Here is a 13586-nt window from a genome sequence, read left to right on the forward strand (position 1 = left end):
GCGGCGGGACGGGCGGCAACGGCGGTGGCGCGCCCGGCGCCGGTCGCTCGGGGGGCGAAACGACCGACGCCGGACCCCTGCCGGTGCCGGAGCACCGGTGGTCGTACCCCGACGACGTAGACCTCTACACCAGGTTGACGCAGTCCGGGCGGTTTTGGATCCCGAGAGCTACGAATCAGCCGAAATTCTCCGAGTTGCCACCAGCTTGGCGTAACGCGTGCCCGCCGTCAGGAGGACGAGGCCCGCGCCGATGAACGCGAGCACCCGCGCGATGCCGTCCAACGCGGCCATGTCGAACAGCACCAGCTTCGCCACCGCCGCGCCGACCAGCACCAATCCGGCCACCCGCAGGGACTTCCGGTCGATGCCGCGCACCAGCAGCACCAGCGCGGCGACCGTCCACGACACCGTCACGATCGAGTGACCGAAGAGGAATCCGGTCACGTCCTGCGACACCAGCAGCGCGCCGCACAGCACGACACCGGCTGCCGCGTACAGCAGCACGACACCCGCGACGACCCACGGGAACGGGTGCCCGCCCACGACATCCAGGCCCGACGCGACCCACGACAGCACGACCACGAGCACGCCGAGGACCAGCGCGGTCAGCATGCCGGACACCAGGAAGCCCGGGGTGTCCGCGCGCCACGGCTCGTCGAGCAGCAGCCGCGGCGGCACGGCGTGCGCGACCGTGAGCAGGAAGCCGGTGGCGCCGAACACGAGCGACCCGAGCAGCGGACCGCGTGAGGAGAGGACCTTGGCCAGGAACGCCAGCGCCAGCGCCTCGGCCAGCACCACGGCGGCCCGCGTGCCGCCGTCCAGGGCGATCGCCGTGGTCTGGAACAACGCGAACACGCCGACCGCGCCGACCGCCGCGGTGAAGTTCTTCGGCAACGAGCGCCGACCGGCCGCCCACAGCGCGAGCATCAGCACCGCGACCGCGCCGGCGACACCCGCGCCGAGGGTGCGGTCGAGGACGGCGGTGGTGAGCAGCGCCGGCATCGGCGAGCCGACGGCGAGGGCGAGCGCGGTGACGTCGCCGGGCCGGACCTTGACCGTGAGCACGGCGGCGGCCACGCCGATCACGGCGGCCAGCAACGAGATCCCGGCCAGGGTGGGCTCGTCCGCGCGGCCGATCACCAGGACCGACGCGAGCAGCGGCGGCACGCCCGCGGTGACCGCGAGCCACGGCCAGTCGCGCTTGAGGTGCACCGGACTGGCCGCGATCTTCAGGACCAGCAGGAACGCCACGAGCAGCGGCGTGAACCCCTCGGTGAGGACGGGGGCGCACAGGGCGCAGGCCGCGACCACGCCGATGGCGAGGGCGGCCGAGTCCCAGCGCAGCGCGAGCAGCAGCCCGCCGCCCGCGACGAGCAGGCCCGCGGCCAGTCCGCCGCCTTCGGGCAGGTAGGAGTAGATCGAGGTGGCGGCGATGACGTCCAGGTAGAGCACGGCGATGCCGGTGGCGGCGAGGGCGAACGCGCCCGTGCGGCCGGCCGGGGTGCGGTGCAGCCACAGGCCGAGGCCGACCAGCGCCCCGCCGAGCGCGGCGCCGCCGAGCACGCGGGGCAGCGGGCCGAGGTAGCCGCGTTGCACGGCCAGGACCAGGAGGAGGACGACACCGAGCAACGTGACCGCGCCGCCGACCCAGGCGAGGAGCTTGCTGCCCGCGCCGTCCTTGCCGAGCCGGTCGAACAGGGTGGGCCCGGGTGGCGGCGGAGGGGCGGGCGACCAGTGCGGTGCGGGTCGGCCCCAGCCCGGACCGCCCTGCGCCGGGTTCTGCGCCGGGTTCTGCGGTGGCGCGTAGGCGGGGTGCGGCGCGGGGTAGGCCGCCGGGCCGTTCGGGTAGGCCGGCCGGGGCGCTGCCCGCTGGGCCGGCGCGACCGGCTGGGCCGGGGCCGGCGCGCTCTGGGCAGCCGCGGCGACGGGCTGGGTGACAGCGGGTTGAGCAGCGGCGGGTTGAGCAGCGGCGGGCTGGGTGACAGCGGGCTGGGGAGCCTCGGTCTGCCGCACGGCCTGATCGCCCGCGGGCGCGGGTGTGCCGACCGCGGGAGGTCCGGTGATCTGTTCGACCCCTGCCCCGGTGGCGGGCGGCGCGGACGGCGTCGCCACCGCCTGGGCGCTGCCGACCCGGTGCAGCTCCAGGCCCACCGCCTCCAAGCGGCGGCCCAGGTGCCCCAGTTCGTCCGCGAGCCTCACCAGCGGGTCCTGCCCGATACCGGTCATGTGACCAGGGTCGCCCGAAATCGGTGTATCCGGAATCCGTACCACTACTCAACCCGGTACCGAACCGGTCACGCCGGGACCTGGCACAGTCTCACCGTGACTGTTCTCGTGCTCGGTTCGGCCAACGCGGACCTCGTCGTCTCGGTGCCACGCCGACCCGCCGGCGGTGAGACGGTGCTCGGCGGCGACACCGTCGTCCTGCCCGGCGGCAAGGGCGCGAACACCGCCGTGGCGGCCGCCCGGCTGGGCGCGCCGGTGGCGTTCGTCGGCGCGGTGGGCGGGGACCAGTACGGGGAGCTGCTGCTGGAGTCGCTGTCGTCCTCGGGGGTGCGGACCGGTTTCGTGCGCAGGTCGTCGCGGCCCACGGGCTTGGCCTACATCACCGTGACGCCGGACGGCGAGAACTCGATCGTCGTCGCCCCCGGCGCGAACTCCGACCTGGGCGTGTCCGATGTGGACGCGCTGAGCTGGGACGACGTGTCGGTGCTGGTGTGCTCGCTGGAGGTCCCGGTGCCGACGGTGGCGCACGCGGTGCGGGTGGCGGCATCGCACGGCGTCCGGCCGGTGCTGAACCTGTCGCCGGTGGTCGAGGTGCCGGCGCGGACGCTGGCCCTGCTGGACCCGCTGATCGTGAACGAGCACGAGGCCGCGTCGCTGGCGGCGTCGTTCGACGGGCTGCTGGCGCTGGGCCCCAAGTCCGCCGTGGTCACGTTGGGCGCACGCGGCGCGGCCGTCGTCACGCCGTCCGGCGTGGTCGAGGTGGGCGCGCCCGAAGTGTCCGTCGTGGACACCACGGGGGCCGGCGACGCGTTCGCGGGCGCGCTGGCGTCCGCCCTGTCGGCCGGCTCGTCGCTGCCGGAAGCCGCCGGCTTCGCCGCCCGCGTGGCCGCCCTGTCGGTGACCTCACCCGGCGCCCAACCGTCCTACCCGACCCTGGACGAGGTGCGGAGAACCGGGTGAAACCTCGCGGTGGCCGCCGGGGTGGCGCGGCGGGGCCGGGTGGCGTTGGCTTGTCCTTCACGTCCCGTCGACCTGAGGGTATGGTCTAGACCATGTCGAGTGTACGGCTGAGCGGTGTCGGCGTGAGTTCCGGGCGGGCTTCGGGGCCGGTGGTCCGGGTGGCCGAGCCCCTGGGTGAACCGCCCGCCGGGCCCGCGCCGACGGACCCGGCGGCCGAGGCGGCGCGGATCAGGCCGGCGGCGGACGCCGTCGCGGCCCGCCTGCGGGAACGCGCCGCCGCGGCCAGCGGTGACGCCAAGGACGTGCTGGAGACGACGGCGGCGATGGCGGCCGACCCCGCGCTGCTGTCCCAGGCGGAGAAGTCGGTGGTCTCCGACGCCCTGCCCGCCGCGCGGGCCGTGCACCAGGCCGCCGGCGGGTTCATCTCGGCGCTCGAAGCGGCGGGCGGGTACATGGCCGAACGGGCCCGCGACGTCCGCGACGTCCGCGACCGGCTGGTCGCCGAGCTGCTCGGCGTGGCCGCCCCCGGCGTGCCGTCGCTGTCCTCGCCGTCCGTGCTGGTGGCCCGCGACCTGGCCCCCGCCGACACCGCCGACCTCGACCCGGCCAAGGTGCTGGCACTGGTCACCGAGGAGGGCGGACCCACCTCGCACACCGCGATCCTGGCCCGGTCGCTCGGCATCCCGGCCGTGGTCGCGTGCCGCGGCGTGCTCGACCTCGACGCGCCCGCCCTGCTCGTGGACGGCGACACCGGCGTGGTGCAGGCGTCCGACGGCGCGGTCCGCGCGGCCCACGTGGCCGGGCGGGCGGAGTGGAACGGGGTCGGCGCGCTGCGCGACGGGTACCGGGTGAAGGTGCTCGGCAACGTCGGCTCGCCGGCGGACGCGGTCGCGGCGGCGGCGGCCGGCGCGGAGGGCGTCGGCCTGTTCCGGACCGAGTTCTGCTTCCTGTCAGCTTCCACCGAGCCCTCCGTGACCGAGCAGCGCGAGGCGTACGCGGCGGTGCTCGCGCCGTTCGCGGGCAAGCCCGTGGTGGTCCGCACGCTGGACGCGGGCGCGGACAAGCCGCTGCCGTTCCTGGCGCCCGACCCGGAGCCGAACCCGGCGCTGGGCGTGCGCGGCCTGCGGGTCGCCTTCGACCGCCCCGACGTGCTGGAACGCCAACTGGAGGCGATCGCCCTGGCCGCCGCCGACACGGACGCCGAGGTGTCGGTGATGGCGCCGATGGTCGCCACCGCCGCCGAGGCCGCGTGGTTCGCCGAACGGGCGCGCGCGGCCGGCCTCCGGCGCGTCGGCGTGATGATCGAGATCCCGGCGGCGGCCCTGAGCGCCCACGAGGTGCTGGCCGCGGTCGACTTCGCCTCCATCGGCACCAACGACCTGGCCCAGTACGTGTTCGCGGCGGACCGGCAGGTCGGCGCGGTGGCCGCGCTCAACGACCCGTGGCAGCCCGCCCTGCTCCGGTTGGTCAAGCTGGTCGGCGACGCGGGCACGGCCGCGGGCAAGCCGGTGGGCGTCTGCGGCGAGGCCGCCGCCGACCCGCTGCTGGCGTGCGTGCTGACCGGGCTGGGCGTGACGAGCCTGTCGATGAACCACACGGCGCTGGCGGGTGTCGGCGCGAAGCTCGCCTCGACCAGCTTCGACCTGTGCCAGCTGGCGGCGCGCGGCGCGGTGGCCGCGGCCGACCCGGTGTCGGCGAAGCTCGCCGCCCGCGCCCCGCACTAGGCAGCGCGCCCGCGCTGGTCCGGTCCTACGAGTCGGAGCACGTCGTGGCCGGCTGGGCGACGGCGGCCAGCAGGGCGTCCCGCACCAGCCCGATCAACGGGTGGTCCTCGCTGCCCCGGCGCACCGCCGCGACCACCCGCCGCAACGGGGCCGTGCCGCGCACGGGCACCCCGCGCACCGCGTTGCGCGGCACCAGGGCCACCCCCGCGCCCGCCCGCACCAACGCGTCGACGGCCCGGAAGTCGTCGGACGTGTGCGTGATCCGCGGCGCGAAACCGGCCTGCTCGCAGGCCAGCTGCACGACGTCGCGCACCGGGTTGCCGGGCAGCGTCACGACCCAGTCGTCGTCCGCGAGGTCGGCCAGGTCGACCTCCGCCCGACCGGCCAGCGGGTGCGCCGGCGGCAGCACCACGTCGAACGGCTCGGTGTAGAGCGGGAACCGGGTCAGCCGCCGGTCGTCGGTGCGCAGCCGGTACTCCTCGGTGATCGCCAGGTCGATCTCGCCGTCGAGCAGCAGCGGCACGCTGGCGTGCCCCTCCACGTCGCGCACCCGCAGCGTCACGTCCGGCGCGGACACCCGCAGCGCGGCCAGCGCGGGCGCGACGACCTGCGTGATCGCCGAGGCGAAGCTGCCGACCTCGACCCGCCCGGTCGCGCCGGAGGTGAACGCCGCCAACGTGGCCTGCGCCCGCTCCAGCTCGGCGGCCACCGCGTTCGCGTGCCGGACCAGCAGCTCCCCGGCGGCGGTCAGCGACACCCGCCGGCCACGCCGCCGCAGCAGCTCGTGCCCCACCTCGGACTCCAGCGCGGCCAGCTGCTGCGACACCGCGGACGGCGTGAGGTGCAGGGCCCGCGCCGCCGCCGTCACGGTGCCGTGGTCGGCGAGCGCGCGCAGCACCCGCAGCCGTCGTGGGTCGATCACCCGGTCCCGCCCGTCACGAGGTGCGGACCGGGTGCGGGTGCGGTACCAAGTGGCATGCGCTCCAACCGCACGCCGAGCCTGGTCGTCGCGGGACTCGGCCTGCTCGTCCTGGTCGTGTTCGGCTTCATCGTGCCCAGTGTCCGGGCAGGCGGGTTCGAGGTGAACGGCACCGTCGTGCTGCTGTCGCTCGTCGTGCCCGCGATCCTGCTCGTGTTCCTGGGCATCTGGGGCAAGCGCTAGCTCACATCCGGCTCCGCGCCGCCACGAAGGCGTCCACCGCCCGGTTCACGTCGTCGGTCGAGTGCGCCGCCGACATCTGGGTGCGGATGCGCGCCTTGCCGTGCGGCACGACCGGGTAGGAGAAGCCGATCACGTAGATGCCCTGCTCCAGCAGCAGGTCGGCCATCCGGGTCGCCTCGGCCGCGTCGCCGATCATCACCGGGATGATCGGGTGCTCGCCGGGCAGCAGGTCGAAGCCCGCCTCGGTCATCCGCGACCGGAACAGCGCGGTGTTCTCGCGCAGCCTGGTCAGCAGCTCGCCGGAGGAGCTGAGCAGGTCCAGCGCGGCGATGGCGGCGGCGGTGATCGACGGCGCCAGCGAGTTGGAGAACAGGTACGGCCGCGACCGCTGCCGCAGCATCTCCACGATCTCCGCCCGCCCGGAGGTGTAGCCGCCGGACGCGCCGCCCAACGCCTTGCCGAGGGTGCCGGTGACGATGTCCACCCGGTCCTGCACGCCGAACAGCTCGGGCGTGCCGCGGCCCCGGGGCCCGGTGAAGCCGACCGCGTGCGAGTCGTCGACCATCACCAGCGCGTCGTACCGCTCGGCGAGGTCGCAGATGTCGTCCAGCGGCGCGAGGTAGCCGTCCATGGAGAACACGCCGTCGGTCGCGACCAGCCGGTAGCGGGCGTCGGCGGAGTCCTTGAGCCGCCGCTCCAGGTCGTCCATGTCCCGGTTCTTGTACCGGTGCCTGCGGGCCTTCGACAGCCGCACGCCGTCGATGATCGACGCGTGGTTCAGCTCGTCGGAGATGATCGCGTCGTCCGCGCCGAGCAGGGTCTCGAACAGGCCGCCGTTGGCGTCGAAGCACGAGCTGTAGAGGATCGTGTCCTCGGTGCCGAGGAACTCCGAGAGCCGGCGCTCCAGCTCCTTGTGCGGTTCCTGGGTGCCGCAGATGAACCGCACCGACGCCATGCCGAAGCCCCACCGGTCCAGCGCCTCGTGCGCGGCCTCGACCAGTCTCGGGTGGTCGGCCAGGCCCAGGTAGTTGTTGGCGCAGAAGTTCAGCACCTCGGCGCCGGAGCCGACGCGGACGGCGGCGTTCTGCGGCGTGCCGATCACCCGCTCCGCCTTGTAGAGCCCGGCCGCGCGGATCTCGTCCAGCCCGGTCCGCAGGTCCTCGCGCATCGCGCCGTACATCAGTGAGCTCCCGTCCAGTCGAGGATGACCTTGCCGCACTTGCCCTCGCGCGCCGTCGCGAACGCCTCGTCGAACGCCGTGTAGTCGAACCGGTGCGTGATCACCGGCGTCAGGTCGAGGCCGCGTTGCAGCAGCACGGACATCGAGTACCAGGTCTCGAACATCTCCCGGCCGTAGATGCCCTTGATGTGCAGCATCTTCAGCACGACGCTGCTCCAGTCGACCGCGAACTCCTCGGCGGGCAGGCCCAGGACGGCGACCCGGCCGCCGTGGGCCATGTTGCCGATCATCTCCTGCAGCGCGACCGGCTTGCCGGACATCTCCATGCCGACGTCGAAGCCCTCGGACATGCCCAGCTCGGCCTGCGCGTCGGCGATCGTGCGCCCGGTGACGTTCAGGGCGAGGTCGACGCCGACCGCGCGGGCCAGGTCCAGCCGGTGCTCGCTGACGTCGGTGATGACGACGTTGCGCGCGCCCGCGTGCTTGGCCACGGCCGCCGCCATGATCCCGATCGGGCCGGCGCCGGTGATCAGCACGTCCTCGCCGATGACCGGGAACGACAGCGCGGTGTGCACGGCGTTGCCGAAGGGGTCGAAGATCGCCGCCACGTCCAGGTCGACGGGCGCGCGGTGCACCCAGGCGTTCTGCTCGGGCAGCACCACGTACTGCGCGAACGCGCCGTCGCTGTGCACGCCGAGGCCGCGGGTGTTGGCGCACAGGTGCCGGCGGCCCGCCTTGCAGTTGCGGCACGTGCCGCAGACCAGGTGGCCCTCGCCGCTGACCAGGTCGCCGACCACCACCCCGGTCACCGAGGGGCCGGTCTCCACCACCTCGCCGACGAACTCGTGCCCGAGCACGAGCGGCGCGTGGATGTTGTGCGCGGCCCACTCGTCCCACGAGTCGATGTGCAGGTCCGTGCCGCAGATGCCGGTGCGCAGGACCCGGACCACCACGTCACCCGCGCCGGGAGTGGGGTCGGGGACGTCGGTCAGCGACAACCCCGGTCCGGCGGTCGTCTTGACCAGTGCCTTCATGCGGGCGAGTGTGCTCCCGCCGCCTTGTGCAGTCCATCAGGACTTTCTGAATTCACTCGTAAGTTCAGCTTCACAGGCGATGTTGCGGGCCATGCCGCCGAACACCACCCCGTGGAACGGCCACACCAGCCACCAGTAGACGTGCCCGGCCAGCCCGCGCGGCACGAACACCGCCCGTTGCCGGTAGGTCGACCCGCCGCCCTCCGCCGCCGCGACCCGCAGCTCCAACCAGGCCAGCCCCGGCACCCGCATCTCCGCGCGCAACCGCAGCAGCCGCCCCCGGTCGAGCTCCTCCACCCGCCAGAAGTCCAGCGCCTCGCCGACGTGCAGCCGCCGGGGGTCGCGCCGCCCGCGCCGCAGCCCGACCCCGCCGACCAGCCGGTCCAGCCAGCCGCGCACCGCCCAGGCCAACGGGAACGAGTACCAGCCGTGCTCGCCGCCGATGCCCTCCACGACCTGCCACAGCCGTTCCGGCGAGGCGGCGGTCCGGCGTTCCCGCACGTCGACGTAGGACGAGCCGCCGGACCAGTCGGGGTCCGTCGGCAGCGGGTCGGCGGGCGCGCCCGGCACCGACGCGCCCGACCAGCGCGTCTCCACGTCCGCGTCGCGGATCCTGGTCAGCGCGAGCGCCACCGCCTGGTCGTAGCCGGTGTTCTCCCCCGGCAGGCAGGTCTCGACGTCGTGCTCCCGGCACACCACCTCGTGCACCAGGGACTCGATCAACGGCGCGGCGATCGAGCGCGGCACGGGCGTGACCAGGTTGACCCAGTGCGCGGACAGGCGCGGGGTGAGCACCGGCACCGGCAGCACGCGCCGCCGGCGCAGCCCGGCCACCTCCGCGTACCGCAGCATCATGTCCAGGTAGGTCAGCACGTCCGGGCCGCCGATGTCGAACGTCCGGTTCACCTCGGCCGGCAGCCCCACCGCGTCGACCAGGTACCGCAGCACGTCCCGCACCGCGATCGGCTGGACCCGGTTGCGCACCCAGCGCGGCGTGACCATGACCGGCAGCCGCTCGGCGAGGTAGCGCAGCATCTCGAAGCTCGCCGACCCGGACCCGATGACCACCGCCGCCTGCAGCACCACCGCGGGCACCGGGCCGCGCAGGAACACGTCCCCGACCTCCTTGCGCGAGGCGAGGTGGGGTGACAGCGCCACCCCCGGCGGGTGCAGTCCGCCCAGGTAGACGATCCGCCCCACGCCCGCGTCCGCGGCGGCGCGCGCGGTGTTCTCCGCGGCACGGCGGTCGGCGTCGACGAAGTCCGGGTCGCTCAACGAGTGCACGAGGTAGTGCACGACGTCGACGTCGACCATCGCCGCGTCCAGCGACGCCCGGTCGAGCACGTCGCCGCGCACGACCTCCACCTGCCCGGCCCACGGCACGTCCCGCAGCTTGCGCGGGTCGCGGACCAGGCACGTGACCCGGTGGCCCGCCGCGAGCAACCGGGGCACGAGCCGTCCGCCGAGGTAGCCGGTCGCGCCGGTGACGAGGCAGTGCACGTCACGATCCTCGCCGCCCGGCGGCCGGCGCGCACGACGGGCGTCACGCGTGCCGGAACCAGCGCGCCTTCTTCTTGATCTCCACGTTGCCCGCGCGCACGAGGCCGTGCACGACGAAGTGCGGCCGGCCGTTCGCGCCGGTGCCCACCTTGTCCTTGAGGTTGCTCGCGGCCAGCTCGACGCCCTCGGCGTTGACCGTCGCGCCCTCCGGCAGCACCAGCTTCACCGAACCGGCGGTCACGTCCAGCTCGATGTCCACCACCGCGTGCGGGATGGACGCCTCGCGGAAGTCCAGGTCCGTCGACCCCATCCGGCTGCGCACGACGAGCCGGCGGGGCACCGTCCAGCTGCCCTTGCGGTTGACCGCGGACATGGTGGCCTTGAGCTCCTGCTGGTCCTGCGGCACGGCGAGCAGCTGCTCGTTGTTCACCATGCCCGGCAGGTCCAGCAGCACCGCGTTCAGGTCGCCGCGGGTGCGGGCGGCCAGCGCGGTGTCGGTGCGCTCGGTGAACTCGTCGAGCGTGATCAGGCCGCGGCCGATCGCCTTCTGCAGCAGGCCGACGACGTGCTCGCGCTCGGCGTCGGACACCCGGAAGTCCTTGGGGTCGGTCATGGCTCAGCCCTCCGGCTCGACGTCGAGCCCGTGCTCGATGGCGTACCGCGCCAGCTCGACGCGGTTGTGCAGTTGCAGCTTGCGCAGGGTGGACTGCACGTGGTTCTCCACCGTGCGGTGCGAGATGACCAGCCGGTTCGCGATCTGCCGCGCGGTCAGCCCCTTCGCCACCAGTCGCAGCACCTCGGTCTCGCGCTCGGTGAGCTGCGGCTTGTCGTCGTCCGGCGTGGCGGCCATCCGCCGGTACTCGCCGAGCACCAGCCCCGCCAGCCCCGCGGTGAACACCGCGTCGCCGGCCGCGGTCCGGTTCACCGCCTCCACCAGCTCCTCGGCCGAGGCCGACTTCACCAGGTAGCCGGACGCGCCGGCCTTCACCGCCTCCAGCACGTCGCTGTGCTCGCCGCTCGCGGACAGCACCAGCACCCGGGTGCCCTCCAGCGACCCGGTGATCAGCGTGGTCGCCTCCACCCCGGTCGTCTCGCCGAGGTTGAGGTCCATCAGCACCACGTCGGGCCGTACGGCGCGCGCGATCCGCACCGCCGACGCGGCGTCCCCCGCGGTCGCCACCACCTCGAACCCGCGCTCGGCCAGGTCGCGCGCGACGCCGTCGCGCCACAGCGGGTGGTCGTCCACCACCATCACGGACACGCTCATCGGTAGACCCGCACCTCCCATTCGGCGCCCTCCCCCGGCCCCGTCTGCAGCTCAAGGGTCCCACGCAGCGCCTCCACCCGGCCCCGGATGGACTGGGCGACACCCATCCGGCCCTCCGCCTCGGCGGAGGCGAGCCTGCCGTCGGGGATGCCGGGGCCGTCGTCGCGCACGCTGATCACGACCTCGTCGCCGAGGTCCTCCAGCAGCACCCACGCCCGCGCGTCCGGCCCCGCGTGCTTGTCCACGTTGGACAGGGCCTCCCGCACCACGGCGGTCAGCTCGAACGCCGTGCCGGCCGGCAGCATCACCTGCGTGGCCGGGGTGGACACCTGGAACCGGGACGTGGCGAGCAGCTGCAACGCCGGCCTCAGGTCCGCGTCACCGTCCACCGTGGACTCCGTGGGCGCGGCGGCCACCAGGGACCGCAGCGCGACCTCCTGCTCACCGGCCAGCTCCGCCAGTTCCGCCGCCTCGCCGCCGAGCTCCGTGCCGCGCTTGCGCACGCGCGCCAGCACCTGCAGCACACCGTCGTGGATGGACCGCGCCAGCCGCTCGCGCTCCGCGGTGGCCGCCTCGGTCCGCAACGCCTGCGCCAGCCGCACCGCCGAGCGGCGCGCCGTGGTCGACGCCATGCCGACCAAGAAACCGGCGCCCGCCAGCAGGACGACGTCCCGCACCAGGTCGACGGTGAGCCCGCCGCGGTTGAGGTAGGTGCTCAGCCCGACCACGAACCCGGACACCGCGCCCGCGACCTGCCCGCCGAGGGCGCCCGCCGCCACCGGCGGTCCGGCCGCCCAGATCGTGGTGATCAGCGGGACGTCGAACAGGAACTGGGCATCCGTCATGATCAGCGGGGACAGGGACATCAGCCCGCACGTGACCGCGACGTCCGCCGCCACGATCCACGGCCGCCGCCCGTGCTGCCGGCTGTAGGCCTGGATGGTGAACGCCGACCAGAGGGCCATCGCCGCGATGGTCGCCCACGCGAGCCACGGTCGCTCGTACTCGTCGCGCTGGACGATCGCGTTGCCCAAGGCGAACAGGAACGTCACTACGCGTAGCGCTACCGTTCCCCGCCAGAGGTGCGCGACCGGGTCGTCCATGGCCGCCGTCCCCTGGTCGGATGGCTTTGTGTGCACGGTGTGCTCCCTTCACCCCCAATCTTGCCGTGTCGGAGTGGCGCAGCTAACCCCCAGGTGGCCGTCTGTTCCGATAACGACACCTGTGGAAGGCTGACGGGAGTCACCGAGCGTGATCTCCGGAGTCTGATTACCTCCGGGGGTGAAGATCACGTCCGTGGGCTGCTGCGGCGAGGGAGGGCCGAGCGTGCGCCACTGGCCACTGTGGACGCTGAAGCGCTCCGCGCTGGCCTACTGGCTGCTCGTGGACCTGCTCGGGCCGGCCGTCGTGGTCTACGCGATCGTGACGTCGCCGCAGCCGTCGCCCGGCGAGATCGGCCGGTTCGCGGCCATCGCGGGCACCGCGGGCGCGGTGATCATCGGCAGCTCCATCTACTCCCACCGGGTGGGCGAGGCCGCGCGCAACCCGTGGGCCGCCCACCTCTGCTACCTCACCGCCGGCCTGGTCGCCCTGCCGTGCAACCTGCTCGTCCTGCTGCTCTTCGGCCCCGCGCTGCACGGCGTGCTGACCCAGCGCCCCGAGCCGCACCGCTGGGTGTTCACCCTGTCCGCGACCGCGCTGGCCGTGTTCGCCACCCGCTTCGCCATCGGCTGGGCCGAGCCGCGCACCGACCTGGTCGTCATGGTGTTCGGCGCGACGGTGCTGCTGGTGGCGCGCGCCGGCGTGATCGCGCTCGGCCTGAAGCTGCGCAGCCCGCGCGCCAAGGGCGAGGAGGTCATCGGCGAGCCGATCGACGTGGTGCTCGGCGTCGTCGCGGTGAGCATCGGCGGCCTGATGGGCTTCGTCGCCGCGACCACCCCGGTGCACGCGCTGATGGCCGGACCGCCGCTGGCCCTGCTGGAACGGGCGGCGCAGCTGCCGCACTGGCGGCGTTCCGCCCAGCGCGACGCGAAGACCGGCCTGGCCAACGCCGTGCACTGGGACAGCCGGGCCAGGTACGAGCTGTCCAAGGCGCGGGCGCGCGACCGGCCGATGGCCGTGATGCTGCTCGACCTCGACCACTTCAAGCGGGTCAACGACGAGGTCGGCCACCTGGCGGGCGACTCGGCGCTCAGCGCGGTCGCCCTGCTGCTCACCGGCACCGTCCGCAGCGGCGACCTGGTCGGCCGCTTCGGCGGCGAGGAGTTCGTCGTGCTCCTGCCGGACGCGGAGCCCGCCATCGCCCGGTCCGTGGCCCAGCGCGTGCGGCACGCCGTCGCCGACCTCGCCGTGCCCACCGTCGGCACGGACGGCCGGGAGCACCTGCTCACCGGCCTGACCGTGAGCATCGGCGTGGCGACCACCCAGCGGTTCGGCTACGAGCTGCCCGACCTGCTGGTGGCCGCCGACGCCGCGCTGCTCGCGGCCAAGGGCTACGGCCGCAACCTGGTCGAGATGGCCTGACCCGCGAGCC

General features: G+C 74.2%; 12 protein-coding genes. 4 read left to right on the forward strand and 8 right to left on the reverse strand.

Annotated elements, in window-relative coordinates:
• Positions 1 to 168: 168 nt before the first annotated feature.
• Positions 169 to 2226 carry a DUF2339 domain-containing protein gene (locus EDD40_RS23505; protein WP_123744850.1) on the reverse strand — a complete coding sequence of 686 codons (2058 nt, stop codon included), beginning with the start codon at positions 2224 to 2226 and terminating at the stop codon, positions 169 to 171.
• A 96-nt stretch (positions 2227 to 2322) separates the two neighbouring features.
• On the opposite strand from EDD40_RS23505, the gene EDD40_RS23510 reads away from it, so the two are divergent.
• Both EDD40_RS23510 and ptsP read left to right on the forward strand, forming a co-directional pair.
• Complete coding sequence (locus EDD40_RS23510) at positions 2323 to 3186, forward strand: ribokinase (protein WP_246037782.1); 864 nt, start codon at positions 2323 to 2325, stop codon at positions 3184 to 3186.
• 92 nt (positions 3187 to 3278) lie between these two features.
• Complete coding sequence (ptsP, locus tag EDD40_RS23515; RefSeq protein WP_123744851.1) at positions 3279 to 4910, forward strand: phosphoenolpyruvate--protein phosphotransferase; 1632 nt, start codon at positions 3279 to 3281, stop codon at positions 4908 to 4910.
• A 25-nt stretch (positions 4911 to 4935) separates the two neighbouring features.
• On the opposite strand, the gene EDD40_RS23520 is transcribed toward ptsP, so the two are convergent.
• Positions 4936 to 5832, reverse strand: a complete 897-nt coding sequence (locus EDD40_RS23520; protein ID WP_123744852.1) for a LysR family transcriptional regulator — start codon at positions 5830 to 5832, stop codon at positions 4936 to 4938.
• A 54-nt stretch (positions 5833 to 5886) separates the two neighbouring features.
• On the opposite strand from EDD40_RS23520, the gene EDD40_RS23525 reads away from it, so the two are divergent.
• On the forward strand, positions 5887 to 6072 hold the full coding sequence (locus EDD40_RS23525; RefSeq protein ID WP_123744853.1) for a hypothetical protein: 186 nt from the start codon (positions 5887 to 5889) through the stop codon (positions 6070 to 6072).
• 1 nt (position 6073) lies between these two features.
• Here the strand turns inward: EDD40_RS23525 and EDD40_RS23530 are convergent, their stop codons facing one another.
• From EDD40_RS23530 to macS, 6 genes are read right to left on the reverse strand one after another with little or no spacing between them, the layout of a single operon-like run.
• Positions 6074 to 7252: a glycine C-acetyltransferase gene (locus EDD40_RS23530; protein ID WP_123744854.1), complete on the reverse strand. Its 1179-nt coding sequence runs from the start codon at positions 7250 to 7252 to the stop codon at positions 6074 to 6076.
• Positions 7252 to 8286 carry an L-threonine 3-dehydrogenase gene (tdh, locus tag EDD40_RS23535; protein WP_123744855.1) on the reverse strand — a complete coding sequence of 345 codons (1035 nt, stop codon included), beginning with the start codon at positions 8284 to 8286 and terminating at the stop codon, positions 7252 to 7254. The genes EDD40_RS23530 and tdh overlap by 1 nt, the downstream gene beginning before the upstream one ends.
• Before the next feature lie 36 nt (positions 8287 to 8322).
• A complete protein-coding gene (locus EDD40_RS23540; protein WP_123744856.1) occupies positions 8323 to 9786 on the reverse strand; it encodes an SDR family oxidoreductase in 1464 nt (487 codons plus the stop codon).
• Positions 9787 to 9829: 43 nt separating this feature from the next.
• Positions 9830 to 10399 (reverse strand): DUF1707 SHOCT-like domain-containing protein, encoded by a 570-nt coding sequence (locus tag EDD40_RS23545; protein WP_123744857.1) that lies wholly within the window; start codon positions 10397 to 10399, stop codon positions 9830 to 9832.
• 3 nt (positions 10400 to 10402) lie between these two features.
• On the reverse strand, positions 10403 to 11053 hold the full coding sequence (locus EDD40_RS23550) for a response regulator (protein WP_123744858.1): 651 nt from the start codon (positions 11051 to 11053) through the stop codon (positions 10403 to 10405).
• Entirely contained in the window at positions 11050 to 12156 is a 1107-nt protein-coding gene (macS, locus tag EDD40_RS23555; protein WP_123744859.1) for a MacS family sensor histidine kinase, read from the reverse strand. The genes EDD40_RS23550 and macS overlap by 4 nt, the downstream gene beginning before the upstream one ends.
• 223 nt (positions 12157 to 12379) lie before the next feature.
• On the opposite strand from macS, the gene EDD40_RS23560 reads away from it, so the two are divergent.
• Positions 12380 to 13576: a GGDEF domain-containing protein gene (locus EDD40_RS23560; protein WP_123748231.1), complete on the forward strand. Its 1197-nt coding sequence runs from the start codon at positions 12380 to 12382 to the stop codon at positions 13574 to 13576.
• Positions 13577 to 13586: the final 10 nt, after the last annotated feature.

The organism is Saccharothrix texasensis (genome assembly GCF_003752005.1).
GTDB lineage: Bacteria > Actinomycetota > Actinomycetes > Mycobacteriales > Pseudonocardiaceae > Actinosynnema > Actinosynnema texasense.